The organism is Acinetobacter sp. YH16032, from assembly GCF_013417345.1.
In the GTDB taxonomy this organism is placed as follows: domain Bacteria; phylum Pseudomonadota; class Gammaproteobacteria; order Pseudomonadales; family Moraxellaceae; genus Acinetobacter.
In genome coordinates, this window is the sequence record NZ_VPEE01000026.1 from 1 (window position 1) to 15,762 (window position 15,762).

Sequence of the window (15,762 nt, forward strand, 5' to 3'; positions counted from 1 at the left end):
CAGCGTTCAATCTGAGCCATGATCAAACTCTTCAGTTTAAAATCAATAGTACCTAAAGGGTACCAATCTTGGCTCATCAATTACTGACAAAAAATTTGCTCAAATAAACTTCGAGAAATTTCTACCATCAATCAATGATAATATATATCGATCAATCAACCAGTAAAAATCCACACAAGTTGTTCTTCATAATCTCTTAATGATCTTTCTAACATCTCGTCAATGCTAGAAGCTGGACTCGAAACACTTAACAACTCAGCAACCTGCTTCGTTCGTTTCCGTGTATCTCGTCGGTATGGGGTGCATTCTATAGATTTTTTCTTCCCTTGCAACCCCTTATTTCACTTATTTTCAACGGGTGTTGCTTTTTTCGACTAAAAAGATGAAAAACATGAATTTTCACTCGTTTTTTAATCATTATTCATATTTATTTTCATCATTCATTTAAATTTTACGAATAATTTTCATTTTTATACACACTGGAGCTCATATATTTTGATGTTTTATTTTCCAAAATGTTTTTTTAGGCTACATTGAATAAAAATTAAGTTGAATTGCTCGCATGATGCGCTCCATTATTCTGATCTTTTCCTTTTTATGCGTTGCATATTTTGCTGTACAACGTTTTATTCATCCTCAATTAAATCACAATTCAACTTTAGATCGGCTTCAACACCCCATTGATCAACGCCTAAGATATCGTATTGGGTTTATTGACCCAAGATTTCAACTTGATACAGAGGCATTACGCCAAATAACTCAAGAGGCAGCGAATATCTGGGAAAATCAAACTCAACAAAAGTATTTCGTTTACGACCCCAATGCTCGTCTTACAATTAATCTCATTTTTGATGAACGTCAAAATGAATCCAATTATAGAAAGCATACGCTAAAGCAATTTGAAAATAGCAAATCATTAGCCGACCAAATGAGATTACAGCTAGAGCAAGAATCACAACAACTTGAATTTTTAAAACAGCAAATTGAACAGCAGCAACATAACTATAGTAGTGATCTAGATCAACATAATAATTTTGTCCACCATATTAATGGCTTAAACACATCTATTACAGATTCACAATTTCAGCAGATCAATACCTCTAAGACACGACTCACACAACAAAAGCTTGAGATTGAAAGCAATATTGAACGATTTAACACCTTACGAACAGAACTCAACGATAAAGTAGAAAAATTCAATCAATCCCAACACCAACAGCGTAAAGCCATTGATGAATTCAACCAAGTTTTTCAAGCCAAAATGTTCCATAAAGGCGAGTTTAATGGTCGTGAAATCAATATTTATGAATTTCAATCTATAGATGAGCTTCGAATCACATTGGCTCACGAATTTGGTCATGCATTAGGTCTTCAGCATACTAATGACCCCAATGCCTTAATGTATCCAATTCTAGAAAAGCAGAATTTCTCCAATTTTAAATTGACTGCTGCTGATCTCGAACTACTCAAAAGTCGATAAAATCAGCATCACATCTCAATCCCATAATTAAATTACGGATTTAATTGAATAGTTTTGAATTCGTGTTAAGGTATTTTAAAATTAATCAGAGGAGAGAGACGTGAGTTATTATCATATTATTCTTGAGGTAAATGATCATATCAGCACGATCGAGGAAACTCGTGATATTGAAATATTTGATATTGTCGAGCTTCAACCTTATCTCTACTCAATTTTACTGCCATATTTCAATAAACAACTCATCGAACTCGATGATGAGAACATTAAATTCGAAGACGTCTTACATATTCAAATTAAGCAAACACTATTACCTATTCAAGATTTAATTGAAGAGGAACAACGCCAACTTCCAAGCGATACAGATGTCACCATTACAGCTTATGAAATTTTTAATGATCGAGAATTAAGTCAAGATGTAACCTTAGTCATTTTTGACTTACTCGATGCTGTTAAAATCGATCGTTCTATTATCTAGAAACCTCATCAGAAAAAAGGTCAACCCACGTTGACCTTTTTTTTAATCCAAGAACCTATTTATTGCATCATCAGCTGAGCCTGCTCATTTCTAAATGCACTCAATATCTGCTGTCCCGCTCGACCTGTAGGATTTAAGCCCAATCGGGTTTGCTCTTGACGAATTGCCTGTCGAGTTTTATCCCCAATTAAACCATCAATCGCACCAATATCGTAACCGCGCTGGATTAAATAGCGTTGAATTTCTCGGCGTTCTGCTCTTGATGTACCAGGATCATTAGTTGGCCAAGCTTTTGCAATTTTAGGTTTTCCTTGCAATCGATCTGATAAATGTGCGATTGCCAATGCATAACTTTCTGCTGCGTTATAACTATATATAGCATCAAAATTTTTAAATACTAGAAAGACTGGCCCAGCACTGCCAGCAGGCGCAAGCAACCCAGCTTGAGAAAAGGCAGAAAGATCACCCTGAATTAAAGGCGAGCCATCCACTCTATTCAATCCTTGATTGACCCAATAAGACAATGCTTTCTTATTACGTCGCCCCTCACCTACAACTGACATTCCTGCAGGAATCTGCACTTCAAATCCCCAAGGTTGACCAGTCTGCCATCCTCTTTTCTTCAAAAAATTTGCTGTTGAAGCTAAAGCATCTGGAATACTCGAGACTAGATCACGTCGTCCATCACCATCAAAATCTACAGCAAGCTCATCATAGGTTGAAGGCATAAACTGAGTATGACCAAAAGCCCCTGCCCACGATCCTCTCAATTGTTCTTCCCGAACATCACCACGCTGTAAAAGTTTGATGGTGGTAAAAAATTCACCTCTAAAATACGATTGACGGCGTCCCTCACAACTTAAAGTCCCCAAAGCTTGAAGCAATGGATAGCGTCCAGAAATATCACCATAGTTACTCTCAACTCCCCAAACTGCGACCACCGTTTCAGCAGGAATACCATAAGCTACACTCACACGGTTAAGTGTTTCTCGATGCTGTTGAAGTTTCTGTTGACCCAATTGAACACGCTCATCATCAACTAAACCTGACAAATAATCCCAAATCGGGGTCGAAAATTCAGGCTGATAATTTAAACGCTCAATCACAGAATAGTCAGGAGTTAAATTTTGCGTGTAACGATCATATGTCGCCGAGCTAATTCCCCTACTGATCGCTTGTGATTTTAGATTCGTGATGCATTGCTGAAAATTAGGAGCGGATGACACAGTTGCCGTCATAGATGGCGAGGCTGTCACAGACTGACCATTAATAATCAACTCAGCATGAGTTTGAGACATCGCTAAAAAAAATGAACCTATCGTGAGTGCAAGCCGTTGCATAAGACCCTGTAATTCTAAAATGTTGGAATTATGTCTTTACCTTAACAGCTCACTCTAAAAATTAAAGCATCGAATCGTAAATTTAAATTCATACTTTCTACTTTTTTAAATTTAAATTTAAAAACTTATCCACAATCTGGTTTTAAATTCATTTGTTATTGAATTTAACTTTAAACCGCCACACAACATTTAAATTCAAAAAACTTATCCACAGTCACCCAAAACCACAAATCAACCTAAATAATTGAAAATTATAAATATTAAAATAATTTAATTTACTCAATAGATAAGAATTTATATATAAATCTTTAAATACATTTTTGAATTCAAACCTCAATAGTAACTTTGAATTCAAAATATCCTGCAAGCCTATTATTTTAAATTTAAACCTACTTTGAATTCAAAGTTAAGATGGCTCACATAAGCCATAATCAAATTTATACACAGTTCAAAATATGTGTTCTAATCAGAACTAATAGTATAATTATTATGCAATTTTTTAAAATTTCATCCGACCAATGGCCAGTGATTTTTAAAGAGGCGCAATCATGCCTTAAACAAGATAAATAAAAAAGCGACCACTCGTGTGATCGCTTTTTTTATCAGCAACTTAAAGTTTAGATGGTCATATCTTCACTTAATGCTAATGGGTTTGGTAAAATTTTCGACAACTGACGACAGAGTGTAGTCAATTCTGAGCTATTGATTGGCATTAAGGTAATATGACCAATTTTACGACCTTCACGTTCTGACTTATTATAAAGGTGCAAATGAGCACCCTCTAAAGCCAATACATCTTCAGTCTTTGGATGCTCACCAATAATGTTCACCAATACCGTTGGACGAATTATCTCAGTTGAACCCAAAGGTAAGCCTGCAACAGCACGGATATGGTTTTCAAACTGAGAGCACACAGCACCTTCAATCGACCAATGACCTGAGTTGTGTACACGTGGCGCCATCTCATTAGCATATAAGCCTTTGTCCGTCACAAATAGCTCAAGCGTCAGCACACCGACATAGTTCAAATGGTTAAGCAAGCGAGTGACGTAATCTTGTGCTACAGGTTGTAGATCTACACTGTTCGGTGCAGGGACAATCGAGTGCGATAAGATACCATTGTGATGGTGGTTCTCAGCCAATGGCCATGTTTTCACATCACCATTCTGACCACGTACTGCAATGATTGACACTTCACGCGAGAAAGTCACAAAACTTTCAGCAATCAATTCACCCGCAGGACCAAGTTCCGCCCATGCTTGATCAATTTGATCCGCAGTGCGTAAGACAAACTGACCTTTACCATCATAACCACCACGTGAAGTTTTTAGTACGATTGGAAGACCAAGTTCAGCGACCGCGTTTTGTAAACTTTCTAGTGATGTCACCGCTTTGTAAGGTGCTACTGGAATATCTAACTCATCAAATAACGCTTTTTCAGACAAGCGATGTTGAGCAATCGCTAAAGCCTGACGCGGGGGATGCAGTTGCTTAGTTTCAGTTAATACGTCTACATCTGACAATGGCGTATTTTCAAATTCTAAAGAAAAGACTTCTGCACTATTAATGAAATCCTGTAAGCCATTTTTAGCTTGAGTTGAGATCACTGGACCCAAAGCAGCAGAAGGGCAGTCTGTACTTGCTTCAAAAAAAGTACATTGAATATTTAATGGAAGTGCCGCCTGCGCCATCATTCGACCCAATTGACCGCCACCAAAAATACCGATGGTTTTATCCATAAGATTTCTCTCGAATTAAGCTTGACCAGGAATATTTTTACTCGCAACTTTCTCAGTTTGCGCTAAACGAAAATCGGCTACATTCTTTGCAATATCTGGGCGAGTTAAACCTAAAATTTGTGCCGCCATAATCGCAGCATTGGTCGCACCTGCAGGACCAATTGCCAATGTACCGACAGCAATACCTGCTGGCATTTGTACAATGGAAAGCAATGAATCAACACCATTCAAGATCGAAGATTTAACCGGCACACCTAGAACAGGAAGATCAGTCTTCGCTGCGCACATACCCGGTAAATGCGCTGCACCACCAGCACCCGCAATAATCACTTGGATACCACGATCACGAGCTTGCTCAGCATATTCAAACAAACGATCTGGCGTACGGTGTGCTGAAACAACTTCCGCTTCAAAGGGTACACCAAGCTGATTCAACATATTGGCAGTGTGTTCGAGTGTCGCCCAGTCTGACTGAGAGCCCATGATAATTCCAACGAGAGGAGTGTCTTGTGAAGCGGCCGCATTCATTGCAATGTTTCCAGAGATTAAAGTAAGAGAGATAAATCTCGACGAGAGCCAAGCTTTAATAAGAACTCACTATTATAGACTGAAAATGAATAGGTCTAAAGTTAAGCTGATAAAATAAGGATTAAAAATATATACTTGTTAATAGACATAAAAATGAATTTTATGATTGGTCATTGTTCTGCCTCATCCACCTTAAACATCTGGCTCATTCAAGATAAATTGAAATTGAATTTGGATTAAACTGAACTAAACCATTCAAATTAAAAAATAAAAAGGAGAATATAGCATGTGGTTTAAACTGAAATTATGGTGGAATAACCCTGCAGAAAATTTATGGTTTACACCAGCACTTGGAGCTTTATTAGCGATTTTTTTCTCTTTATTTGCAACTGCAAGTCGTTATTTTATTCCATCACACGCGGTTCCAAATATCAGTATTGAAACACTAAGTAGCCTACTGGATATCATTGCTTCGAGTATGCTGGCGGTCACTACATTTTCACTTTCGATTATGGTTGCCGCATTTGCTTCAGCTTCATCGAGTGGTACGCCACGTGCTTATAAGCTGATGATGAATGATGATAATACTCGTCTCGCAATTACCAGTTTTATTTCCGCATTTATCTATGCCGTCATCGCAAAAATCGCTTTAGGTTTACAATATTATGGAGTTTCGGGTCGATTTGTCTTATTCGTAAGTACCATTTTGGTTCTTATTTATTTGATTGTGACATTGATTCGCTGGGTACAAACATTGTCTCAGCTTGGCACACTAACCAATGCTATTTCTAAAATTGAAACAGCAGCATCTCAAGCTTTAAGTACATTCCGTACACATCCCAACTTTGGCGCTTCAGGACAAAAACCATTGGGCGAAAGCCAACTCAAAATACACCCAAAACAGACAGGTTATTTTACTCATTTTGATATTGAGTCCTTAAATCTTCTTGCTCAAACCCACAATGCACATATTCATCTCGCTTTGCTTCCTGGGAAATTCGTAGACCCATCACTGGTTCTGATTGAAGTCTTTACGGAAAATCCAATAGATGACGAAGAATTAAAAAATTTAGAACATCAAATTCATGAATACGTGGTTATCGAAACGAACCGAAGCTTTTTACAAGACCCAAGATTTGGTTTATTGGTCATGAGTGAGGTTGGACAAAAAGCGATGTCTGCTGCAATTAATGATGTGGGTTCAGCAATTAGTGCGATCAATGCCTTAACGCGGATTATTATTGATAGTCAGCCAGATCCAGAACAGAAAACTTTTAATTTCTCGAATATCAGTGTCGATATGTTTGATATTCGTGAGTTTGTTAGCAGTAGCTTTGCACCGATGGCACGGGACTGTATAAGTAATATCGAATTAAATCAAAGAATAATTAAATGCTTATCCATGATTAAAAAAAATGTATCTGAACCGGAACTACGGGAAGCTGCTCATGAAATGGCACATGAAATCTTGGCACGCTGCTTAAAACATTTTGAATTTGAGCCTGATCGTCAAAGATTAATTCGGGAATATGAAAATAACTTTAGTTAATCTTTATCCTTTTGAATCATGGTGTTCTAAACACAAAATACACACAACCACATAAGCAAAGTGCAGCCCATACATAATCCAATTTGAAAGGCTGTTTAAACATGAAAATCATGAAAGGAACAAACACCAATAGCGTAACGACCTCCTGAGTGATTTTCATTTGTCCCACAGCCCAGCCATTTTGAGCCAGCATCTTGGTTGCAGGAATCATCAAACTGTATTCGAATAATGCAATGATCCAACTAAATAGGATGGCTTGCCATAAAGGGGCATCATGCGGCAAAAATTTTAAATGACCATACCACGCCAAAGTCATAAAGCAATTTGCTAAAATCAGAAGCAATAAAGGTAAATAAATCATTTAAATCTCAAGTTAAATCGTCCGCGTTATTCTACGATTAAATCATTTCGTTTCATCATACTAGATTAAAAATATTCATATATTTTAGCTCATAAGTTTAAAAATTTATTTCTGCAAAATTTTACGGAATGCCTTCTAATAATCACTATCTTTTCACCAAGACCCTTGTTATCGTTGACATCAAATCAAATAACACATGACAACAGCACCAAAAAGATGTTTGTGTCGAAAAGAGTAGTGGAGTAAATCATCATGCATCTGCATATTTTGGGAATCTGTGGCACCTTTATGGGATCGTTAGCACTGTTAGCTCGAGACCTAGGGCACACAGTGACAGGCTCGGACCAAAATGTGTATCCACCTATGTCGACACAACTTGAAAATGCGGGTATTACCTTAATGCAAGGTTATGACCGTAGTCATTTGCAACCACACCCAGATTTAGTGATCGTTGGTAATGCCATGAAACGTGGAATTGACGCCGTTGAATACATGCTAAATCAGGGTTTACCCTATATCTCTGGACCACAGTTCCTTGCCGACCATGTGCTACAAGGTAAACATGTATTAGGGGTTGCTGGTACACACGGAAAAACAACCACTACCACGATGTTAGCTTGGGTATTAGATCAAGCGGGCTTGGAACCAGGCTTTTTAATTGGTGGTGTACCACTTGGATTTAAAGAAAGTGCTCGTCTAGGCGGAGGTCAATATTTCTGTGTAGAAGCAGATGAATACGACTCTGCCTTCTTTGATAAACGATCTAAATTTGTTCATTACCATCCAAAGACAGCTATTCTGAATAATCTTGAATTTGATCATGCAGATATCTTTGATGATCTCGCTGCCATTCAAAAACAATTTCATCATTTGGTTCGTACTATTCCAAGTGAAGGCCGTATCATCGCACCAATCACTGAATCAAATATTGATGAAGTTTTGTCACAAGGCTGTTGGACACCGATCGTCCGTACATCGCTTGAATCTCATGATCAAGCAACTATCTCTGCAAACCAACTTTCTGCAGATGGTACTCACTTCCAAGTCTTAAAAGACGGCAAAGTAAAAGGTACAGTCCAATGGTCGATGACAGGTCAACACTCCGTTGCAAATGCTTTAGCAACCATTGCAGCTGCAGAGCATATAGGTGTTTCCATTGAAACCGCATGCGAAGCATTATCGAATTTTGGTGGTGTAAAACGCCGTATGGAGCTCCTCGATACCATTCGAGGCATTGAAGTTTTTGATGATTTTGCTCATCACCCAACAGCAATTGACACAACGCTGGATGGTGCTCGTAAACGACTAGGCGAACGTAAACTATGGGCGATTATTGAGCCTCGCTCAAATACGATGCGAATGGGAAGCCACAAAGATGGTTTAGCATATTCTGCTCGATTGGCAGATGAAGTGATTTGGTATCAACCTGAGGGTTTAGATTGGGATCTACAACCTGTTGTTGAAGCTGCTCCGAATAAAGCTGTGGTAGCGCGTACTTTAGAAGAGATCATTCGAAATGTCGTGAATGAAGCAGGCGAGGGGGATGCCGTTGTGATCATGTCAAATGGTGGATTTGGTGGTTTGCATCAAAAACTCATTCAAGCACTCAAAGCAAAAGAATAAATAAAAAAGCCCGCTCTGCGGGCTTTTTTATATTTAAGCGATAACGTCATGATATTCATTATGAAAACGCTTAAACATGACAACCACATAAGAGCAAGTTGGAACAATTTTTAATTTTTCTGTACGAGCCAATTCTACAAGTCGATCTAACAATAACTTTGCAGTTCCTTGTCCACGTAAACGATCATCGACCCAAGTATGATCCGCTATAATGATCTGTGGAGTTTGGTAACGATAGCTGATTTCTGCAATTCTTGATTGATCTGCGTCCGTGAGATAAAACTCACCGCCTTTCACACTATCGATATGTTCAAACTGCATATGACTGCTCACTGTATGATTTTATTTAAACAGAACATCGTGGATTGCTTCATCTTTGTTGAAAACAGATTTAGCAAATGGACAAAGCGGTAAGATTTTAACATTCTTTTGACGTGCTAATTCCACCGCACGGTCAACAAGTTGACGTCCCACGTTTTGCCCTCTTAATGAATCATCAACCCAAGTATGATCAATAATAAATTTATCTTCACCTGCCCATGAATAAGTCATTTCAGCTAAATGATGGCCATCTTCACCAATAAAAAACTCACCTTTTGATCCATTTTCTTGATGTTTAATTTCTAACATTATCATTATCCTATCATTCATTATTAAATATAGATTAGAACGACATATTTACATAACACTATGAAAAAATGGGACAGACTTGTCTATCAATTACAAATTCAAAACTTTAATTTATTTTAAAAAAAGAAATATTATAAAAAACAAAAATATATATTGTCAGTCATAATCATTAAATGTTATTTTTTTAACATATAAATGTATTATTATTGTTAAAAAATTAATGAGTAAATGAAATGGATATCTATTTAATATCAATTGTAGTATTGATCATCATTGCAATAATCTTATTAATTTCAATTTTTAAAGACAAATTTAATAACCCATTTAAATAATTTGCACACAACTTATAAGTGTGTCATCCTTTGTGCACTCGAAATCAAATGAAACGATTTCAACGTAATTTATTATCAAATTTGAACAAGGGGAGTAGCCTCCTCCAACAGTGCTTAAATACTGTGTCAGAATATCGTCATTACACTTTGAAAGAAGTCGGTATCTGAGCATCATTTCGATTATCTAAAATGCATAATCAAAATGGTGTAGGCAAGACCTTGATCATGTTGTTTCAGAATTATTATCTGGCAACTGGTCGAGGTTTTTTTATGCCAAAATCAATTGCCAGTATTGGAGATCACTATGGAAACCATAGGCAATATTTGGCTTTATGTCATTTTTTTTGGCATCGTCACGATTATGCTCTTAATTGACTTTCTAGGTTTTAAACAAAAAGAAGGTCAAGAAGTTAAAGTTAAAACTGCTGCTTATTGGAGTATTGCATGGGTCACTGTCGCAACACTTTTTGGTGGTGGACTATGGCTATATCTAGAAAATACCGCTGGTATAAACGTAGCTAATACGAAAGTTATGGAATATTTTGCCGGCTATTTACTGGAAAAGTCACTCGCAATTGATAACGTCTTTGTGTGGCTAATGATTTTTGCTGCATTCGCTATACCTCCTGCACTTCAACGTCAATTACTCCTTTATGGTGTATTGGGCGCTATTATTCTCAGAACAATTTTTATTTTTATCGGTGCGTGGTTCGTTCAGGAATTTTCGTGGATCCTCTATATCTTCGGTGCTTTCCTTGTATACACTGGATTTAAATTCCTTAAAGGACAAGAGGATGATCCAAATATTGAAGATATGGCCATTCTGAAATGGCTACGTAAACACATGCGAATTACTCCACAGTTGGAAGGAAATAAGTTTTTCGTAAGGCAAAATGGCGTTCTATGGGCAACCCCATTATTTTTAGTGCTAATTTTAGTCGAGGCATCTGATGTTATTTTTGCAGTCGATTCTATTCCAGCGATTTTTGCGGTCACCACTGATCCTTTTATCGTCCTTACAGCTAACTTGATGGCTATCCTCGGTCTACGGGCTATGTTTTTCTTACTGTCTGGAGCCGCTTCAAAAATGCATTATTTGCCTTATGGACTTGGGGCTATTTTAATTTTTATCGGTTTCAAAATGCTTATGCTTGACGTATTCCATATGCCAATTTGGATCTCATTAAGTTTTATCGTGATTGTCCTTTCAATTACAGCATGGCTTTCAATTCGTTATAGTAAAAAACATCATCAAACGACCTTATAAGGTCAAACTTTGTTGGATTCAATAAAGCCTTCATCTGAAGGCTTTATTTATATCATTAGATGAGCCATCTAATTCACAATGCTTAACTTAGGCCATCGTTCCAAAAAACATTTTGACTTAACCCTATGTTCAAAGACTCCACGTGAAACCAAACGATTATTCCACCTTAATTTTAAAGTAAATAAATCTTCAAGCCCCAAAGGGGCGAGAATTTCAATATGATTATTCTCCATTAATTTGATAGCGATTGCGGTTGCCGTTTCTGGCCAAAAACTCATAGCATGATGTACTGAAGTATATGGATCAATTTGAGCACCTTCATCAGTTCTGTACCAATGATGTACCAGAGCTTGATTTGTAATGTCCCAATGAATATTAGGATATCTATGTTGAAGTGCACCCTTTAAATAATTTCGTCTCTCATCCATTTTTTCTGAAGGATCAAAATAAATGACATCGATTTCAGTTTCAAAAATGGAATAATTTTGATTATGTAAATAAGACCAGATCCAATTTCGAATCAAGCCCGCACTAAAATAGGCCGCACTATCAATCTGCCGTAAACACTGTAAAAGTTCATAGATATCTGCATTAGATCGTATTAAATGGCTTAACTTCTCATATAAGTCCATGGGTGAATTCACTTTATATATTTTGATTAGAATTTAATATTTCCACTCAGCTCTCCAATTTTAAATGTTAAGAGACGGTTGGCAAAGATCTTGCATCATCTCCAAAGAAAAAAGCTCAGTAAATTTAGCGCAGCTCTTCGGAGCTCTTTTTTTAGGAAATGACGATGAATATGATTCCCGCATTAAATCCACTCAGTGCACCTTGCCAATGTAGTTTCGACTTACAAGATTGGGAAATTCTCGCGCAATATTGGTATCCAGTGGCTCGTATTCAAGATGTTTCAACCACACCACATCAGGTCACTTTACTTGATGTAAAAATGGCGATTTACCAAACTGACAATGGGGAAATTCGATTAGTGCGTGATATCTGCCCTCATCGTGGTGTACCTCTAAGTAAAGGATGGGTAGAGGGTGAAGAAATTATTTGCCGATATCACGGTCTAAGATTCGACCTTGCAGGGAAATGTACGAAAATTCCTGCTCAACCTGATTTAACTAAGATATCTGACCGTTTTAGTTTAACCCAATTTCCAGTAATTTTGAGATATGGACTGGTCTGGACTAGCTTGCATGGACGTGATTTTCAACACAATAATATTCCCCAACTTGACACTTGGGATCATCCTGATCATCAGTCTATTTTACCTCCATATGTTGATATTGCAGGCTCAGCAGGTCGTCAACTCGAAGGATTCATTGATGTAGCTCACTTTGCATGGGTGCATCACGAAGCTTTTGCAGATCGAAACAACCCAGTTGTACCGAAATACCATACTGAGAGAACAGACTATGGTTTAAAAACAATTTATATTAGTGGTGTCAGTAATTACCCGCATGCTTTGAATCACCTAGAGCCTGAAGGTTTTGAGTGGAAAAGAACTTTTGATATTTACCCACCATTTTCAGCAATATTAACTGTAGATTTTCCAGACAATGGGATTTTAAAAATCTTGAATGCGTGTTGTCCTGTATCTGTCAATCAAACCAGATTATTTGTTCCTTTGACGCGTAATTTTGATCAGACTGGAGATTTACAAGCAGTCTATGATTTTAATGCCCAAATTTTTGCTGAAGACCAAGATATCGTAGAATCGCAAAAACCTGAAGAATTACCACTTGATTTAATGATGGAAGCGCATTTTGAGGCTGATCGATCTTCGACTACTTATCGTCGTATTCTCGCAGAGTGGGGGCTCAGCAAACGATATACAGTTTAATTAAGATAGATCAGTTACAATCAACCGAAAAAATTAAAAGTGTAGGTTTTAAATGTCTTCTGTAGTTGCATCGACGGCGATTCGCGGTCGCTTCCTAGATATTCAGAATACGGTTGCCCAAGCGCGTGAAATTCACGACCAAGTGCGTTACGTAGAAGATGGTTTATTGATTACTCAAGCGGGTAAAATTCAATGGTTTGGTCGTTGGGAAGATGGGCAACAACAGCTCCGTCAGCTTGAATCCTCTATCCAAGTTGAGCATTACCCAGATCAACTGATTGTTCCTGGTTTTATCGATACGCATATTCACTTTCCTCAAACTGAAATGGTAGGTGCGTATGGCGAACAATTACTCGAATGGCTGAACACTTATACCTTTCCTACAGAAATCCAATTTCAAGACAAAGCTTATGCAGACCAAATTGCACACTTTTTTGTCAATGAGCTGCTGAAAAATGGCACAACGACTGCATTGGTTTTTTGTACAGTTCATAAAGAATCTGTTGATGCACTATTTGAAGCGGCAGAACAATACCAGATGCGTTTGATTGCAGGCAAAGTATTGATGGATCGTCATGCACCTGAAGCACTGACAGACACCGCTGAAAATGCTTATACAGATAGCAAAGAATTGATTGAGAAATGGCATGGTAAAGGTCGAAACCTTTATGCCATTACGCCTCGCTTTGCGCCTACCTCTACACCAGAACAATTAAAAAGAGCAGGGCAGTTAAAAACTGAATATCCTGATGTATATATTCATACTCATTTGAGTGAAAACACCAATGAAATCGCTTGGGTGAAAGAGCTTTTTCCTGAGCAAAATGGCTATTTAGATGTGTATCACCACTATGGATTAACAGGCAATAAATCTGTTTTCGCTCACTGTGTTCATTTAGAAGAGCATGAATGGGATTGTATGCATCAAACAAACTCTGCAATCGCCTTCTGCCCGACTTCAAACCTCTTTCTAGGAAGTGGATTGTTTCCATTGAAAAAAACCTGGGATAAACAAGTCAAAGTCGGTCTTGGCACAGACATCGGTGCGGGGACTTCATTTAATCAGCTTCAAACGTTGAATGAAGCCTATAAAGTTCAACAACTCCAAGGCGACAAATTATCTGCATTTGAATCGCTTTATCATGCGACCCTAGGTGGAGCAAAAGCATTAGCGCTCGAGGATAAACTTGGTAACTTTAATATTGGAAAAGAAGCGGATTTTGTTGTATTAAATTTGAATGCCACTGCATTACAAACATTAAGACAACAACGCGCTAAAAATATTGAAGATGCACTTTTCGCATTGTTTACCATGGGTGATGATCGAAATATTAAGGCGACTTATATTTATGGACAAAAAGCATATCAACAATCAGCATCCTAATGCTCAGACTCAACCACAACACCCAATTAAAAAATATGTGTTGATTGGTGCTGTATTCTTAGTTTGTGCTGTCGTACTAAAACGCGATGCGCATTAATAAACCATTAGTTTACATTTCGTTTTTTTAAAAAGGGTGCAACATTCAGGGATATGTTTTAAAATCGAAGCATATTTCAGGTGTTGCAGGTCAACACCTTTTTTAATTTTAGAATTGTTGTTTTAGGTATCTACCCATGACCATTGACATGAAAGTGTTGATTTCCGCTGAAGAAATTCAAGCGAAAGTTAATGAACTTGGTAATCAAATTAATGCTCACTATGCAAATAGTGATCGAGAATTGGTTCTTGTAGGCTTACTTCGCGGTTCAGTGATTTTCATGGCAGACCTATGCCGCACAATTGAAAAACCACACGAACTCGACTTTATGACAGTTTCAAGTTACGGCAGTGGAACGACTTCTAGTCGTGATGTTAAAATTCTAAAAGACCTTGATGGTGAAATTCGTGGTAAAGATGTTCTTGTCGTAGAGGACATCATCGATTCAGGCAATACGCTGAGTAAAGTGGTAGAAATCCTTGAAACTCGTGAGCCAAACTCTATCAAACTTTGCACGCTGATCAGTAAGCCTTCTCGAAGAGAAATCGACTTGGAAGTAGAGTTTCTAGGATTTGAAGTTGAAGATAAATTTATCGTAGGTTATGGACTAGATTACGATCAAAAATACCGTCACATTCCATTCATTGGTGAAATCGGTCTGTAATTTTTTTTAAGAAAGTGGCATATGCCACTTTTTTTATAAACAACAAAATAACAACAACATGTAGCGTGATTCTTCTTTTCAAACATCGATACATAATCAACTATATTTGAGCGACACAATAAAAATTCATGATAAAAAGGAGAACAAATATGTTTTCACTTATTGGAGCTATTCTTATCGGTTTTATAGCAGGTTTAATTGCTCGCGCAATTCATCCTGGTGACGATAAAGCAGGCTTCATCGTCACGACGTTATTAGGTATTGCTGGTTCATTACTTGCTACATATGGTGGACGCCTTCTTAATATTTATCCCGAAGGTTCATCGGCAGGTTTTATTGCTTCAGTCATAGGCGCAATTATCGTTCTGTTTATTTATAACCTCGTTACCAAAAAATCTTAATCAAAAAAAGCACCTTGTTAAGGTGCTTTTTCATTCCTAT

At 37.5% G+C, this 15,762-nt stretch carries 17 protein-coding genes; 10 read left to right on the forward strand and 7 right to left on the reverse strand.

All coding sequences use genetic code 11. From position 1 onward, the window contains the following. Nucleotides 1-562: 562 nt before the first annotated feature. Nucleotides 563-1,480: a matrixin family metalloprotease gene (locus FTV32_RS12285; protein ID WP_180028797.1), complete on the forward strand. Its 918-nt coding sequence runs from the start codon at nucleotides 563-565 to the stop codon at nucleotides 1,478-1,480. 100 nt (nucleotides 1,481-1,580) lie between these two features. After that, nucleotides 1,581-1,955 (forward strand): hypothetical protein, encoded by a 375-nt coding sequence (locus tag FTV32_RS12290; protein ID WP_035270344.1) that lies wholly within the window; start codon nucleotides 1,581-1,583, stop codon nucleotides 1,953-1,955. Nucleotides 1,956-2,014: 59 nt separating this feature from the next. Here FTV32_RS12290 and FTV32_RS12295 read toward each other — a convergent pair whose 3' ends face one another. The 3 genes from FTV32_RS12295 to purE all read right to left on the reverse strand — a co-directional run bounded on the left by FTV32_RS12295 (nucleotide 2,015) and on the right by purE (nucleotide 5,562). Then, the gene (locus FTV32_RS12295) at nucleotides 2,015-3,295 is read right to left on the reverse strand and encodes a lytic murein transglycosylase (RefSeq protein ID WP_180028798.1); all 1,281 of its coding nucleotides are present in this window, start codon (nucleotides 3,293-3,295) and stop codon (nucleotides 2,015-2,017) included. A 617-nt stretch (nucleotides 3,296-3,912) separates the two neighbouring features. Continuing rightward, complete coding sequence (locus FTV32_RS12300; RefSeq protein ID WP_180028799.1) at nucleotides 3,913-5,034, reverse strand: 5-(carboxyamino)imidazole ribonucleotide synthase; 1,122 nt, start codon at nucleotides 5,032-5,034, stop codon at nucleotides 3,913-3,915. Between the two features lie 15 nt (nucleotides 5,035-5,049). Then, nucleotides 5,050-5,562, reverse strand: a complete 513-nt coding sequence (purE, locus tag FTV32_RS12305) for a 5-(carboxyamino)imidazole ribonucleotide mutase (protein WP_035270333.1) — start codon at nucleotides 5,560-5,562, stop codon at nucleotides 5,050-5,052. A 286-nt stretch (nucleotides 5,563-5,848) separates the two neighbouring features. Here purE and FTV32_RS12310 point away from each other — a divergent pair, with 286 nt between their 5' ends. Further along, entirely contained in the window at nucleotides 5,849-7,111 is a 1,263-nt protein-coding gene (locus tag FTV32_RS12310) for a DUF2254 domain-containing protein (RefSeq protein ID WP_180028800.1), read from the forward strand. 16 nt (nucleotides 7,112-7,127) lie between these two features. Here FTV32_RS12310 and FTV32_RS12315 read toward each other — a convergent pair whose 3' ends face one another. Continuing rightward, nucleotides 7,128-7,472: a DMT family protein gene (locus FTV32_RS12315; protein ID WP_035270328.1), complete on the reverse strand. Its 345-nt coding sequence runs from the start codon at nucleotides 7,470-7,472 to the stop codon at nucleotides 7,128-7,130. Between the two features lie 252 nt (nucleotides 7,473-7,724). On the opposite strand from FTV32_RS12315, the gene mpl reads away from it, so the two are divergent. Continuing rightward, nucleotides 7,725-9,095 carry a UDP-N-acetylmuramate:L-alanyl-gamma-D-glutamyl-meso-diaminopimelate ligase gene (mpl, locus tag FTV32_RS12320; protein ID WP_180028801.1) on the forward strand — a complete coding sequence of 457 codons (1,371 nt, stop codon included), beginning with the start codon at nucleotides 7,725-7,727 and terminating at the stop codon, nucleotides 9,093-9,095. Nucleotides 9,096-9,128: 33 nt separating this feature from the next. Here the strand turns inward: mpl and FTV32_RS12325 are convergent, their stop codons facing one another. Beyond that, a complete protein-coding gene (locus FTV32_RS12325) occupies nucleotides 9,129-9,416 on the reverse strand; it encodes a GNAT family N-acetyltransferase (protein ID WP_180028802.1) in 288 nt (95 codons plus the stop codon). A gap of 21 nt (nucleotides 9,417-9,437) precedes the next feature. Continuing rightward, complete coding sequence (locus FTV32_RS12330; protein ID WP_035268578.1) at nucleotides 9,438-9,725, reverse strand: GNAT family N-acetyltransferase; 288 nt, start codon at nucleotides 9,723-9,725, stop codon at nucleotides 9,438-9,440. Nucleotides 9,726-10,361: 636 nt separating this feature from the next. On the opposite strand from FTV32_RS12330, the gene FTV32_RS12335 reads away from it, so the two are divergent. Then, the gene (locus FTV32_RS12335; protein ID WP_180000112.1) at nucleotides 10,362-11,324 is read left to right on the forward strand and encodes a TerC family protein; all 963 of its coding nucleotides are present in this window, start codon (nucleotides 10,362-10,364) and stop codon (nucleotides 11,322-11,324) included. 68 nt (nucleotides 11,325-11,392) lie between these two features. On the opposite strand, the gene FTV32_RS12340 is transcribed toward FTV32_RS12335, so the two are convergent. After that, nucleotides 11,393-11,956: a nucleotidyltransferase family protein gene (locus FTV32_RS12340; protein ID WP_180028803.1), complete on the reverse strand. Its 564-nt coding sequence runs from the start codon at nucleotides 11,954-11,956 to the stop codon at nucleotides 11,393-11,395. A gap of 164 nt (nucleotides 11,957-12,120) precedes the next feature. On the opposite strand from FTV32_RS12340, the gene FTV32_RS12345 reads away from it, so the two are divergent. From FTV32_RS12345 to FTV32_RS12360, 5 genes are all read left to right on the forward strand, one after another. After that, nucleotides 12,121-13,176 carry an aromatic ring-hydroxylating dioxygenase subunit alpha gene (locus FTV32_RS12345; RefSeq protein ID WP_180028804.1) on the forward strand — a complete coding sequence of 352 codons (1,056 nt, stop codon included), beginning with the start codon at nucleotides 12,121-12,123 and terminating at the stop codon, nucleotides 13,174-13,176. A 52-nt stretch (nucleotides 13,177-13,228) separates the two neighbouring features. Continuing rightward, complete coding sequence (gene guaD / locus FTV32_RS12350) at nucleotides 13,229-14,560, forward strand: guanine deaminase (protein ID WP_180028805.1); 1,332 nt, start codon at nucleotides 13,229-13,231, stop codon at nucleotides 14,558-14,560. Continuing rightward, nucleotides 14,526-14,657, forward strand: a complete 132-nt coding sequence (locus FTV32_RS17525) for a hypothetical protein (protein ID WP_257219949.1) — start codon at nucleotides 14,526-14,528, stop codon at nucleotides 14,655-14,657. The genes guaD and FTV32_RS17525 overlap by 35 nt, the downstream gene beginning before the upstream one ends. Before the next feature lie 136 nt (nucleotides 14,658-14,793). Next, complete coding sequence (hpt, locus tag FTV32_RS12355) at nucleotides 14,794-15,321, forward strand: hypoxanthine phosphoribosyltransferase (RefSeq protein WP_035268589.1); 528 nt, start codon at nucleotides 14,794-14,796, stop codon at nucleotides 15,319-15,321. A 149-nt stretch (nucleotides 15,322-15,470) separates the two neighbouring features. Further along, the gene (locus FTV32_RS12360) at nucleotides 15,471-15,722 is read left to right on the forward strand and encodes a GlsB/YeaQ/YmgE family stress response membrane protein (RefSeq protein WP_035268591.1); all 252 of its coding nucleotides are present in this window, start codon (nucleotides 15,471-15,473) and stop codon (nucleotides 15,720-15,722) included. Nucleotides 15,723-15,762 lie beyond the last annotated feature (40 nt).

Coding starts and splice junctions, on each gene's coding strand:
- FTV32_RS12285 (WP_180028797.1), top strand. CDS start 563: ATGATGCGCTCCATTATTCTGATCTTTTCCTTTTTATGCGTTGCATAT.
- FTV32_RS12295 (WP_180028798.1), bottom strand. CDS start 3,295: ATGCAACGGCTTGCACTCACGATAGGTTCATTTTTTTTAGCGATGTCT.
- FTV32_RS12300 (WP_180028799.1), bottom strand. CDS start 5,034: ATGGATAAAACCATCGGTATTTTTGGTGGCGGTCAATTGGGTCGAATG.
- purE (WP_035270333.1), bottom strand. CDS start 5,562: ATGAATGCGGCCGCTTCACAAGACACTCCTCTCGTTGGAATTATCATG.
- FTV32_RS12310 (WP_180028800.1), top strand. CDS start 5,849: ATGTGGTTTAAACTGAAATTATGGTGGAATAACCCTGCAGAAAATTTA.
- FTV32_RS12315 (WP_035270328.1), bottom strand. CDS start 7,472: ATGATTTATTTACCTTTATTGCTTCTGATTTTAGCAAATTGCTTTATG.
- mpl (WP_180028801.1), top strand. CDS start 7,725: ATGCATCTGCATATTTTGGGAATCTGTGGCACCTTTATGGGATCGTTA.
- FTV32_RS12325 (WP_180028802.1), bottom strand. CDS start 9,416: ATGCAGTTTGAACATATCGATAGTGTGAAAGGCGGTGAGTTTTATCTC.
- FTV32_RS12330 (WP_035268578.1), bottom strand. CDS start 9,725: ATGTTAGAAATTAAACATCAAGAAAATGGATCAAAAGGTGAGTTTTTT.
- FTV32_RS12335 (WP_180000112.1), top strand. CDS start 10,362: ATGGAAACCATAGGCAATATTTGGCTTTATGTCATTTTTTTTGGCATC.
- FTV32_RS12340 (WP_180028803.1), bottom strand. CDS start 11,956: ATGGACTTATATGAGAAGTTAAGCCATTTAATACGATCTAATGCAGAT.
- FTV32_RS12345 (WP_180028804.1), top strand. CDS start 12,121: ATGAATATGATTCCCGCATTAAATCCACTCAGTGCACCTTGCCAATGT.
- guaD (WP_180028805.1), top strand. CDS start 13,229: ATGTCTTCTGTAGTTGCATCGACGGCGATTCGCGGTCGCTTCCTAGAT.
- FTV32_RS17525 (WP_257219949.1), top strand. CDS start 14,526: ATGGACAAAAAGCATATCAACAATCAGCATCCTAATGCTCAGACTCAA.
- hpt (WP_035268589.1), top strand. CDS start 14,794: ATGACCATTGACATGAAAGTGTTGATTTCCGCTGAAGAAATTCAAGCG.
- FTV32_RS12360 (WP_035268591.1), top strand. CDS start 15,471: ATGTTTTCACTTATTGGAGCTATTCTTATCGGTTTTATAGCAGGTTTA.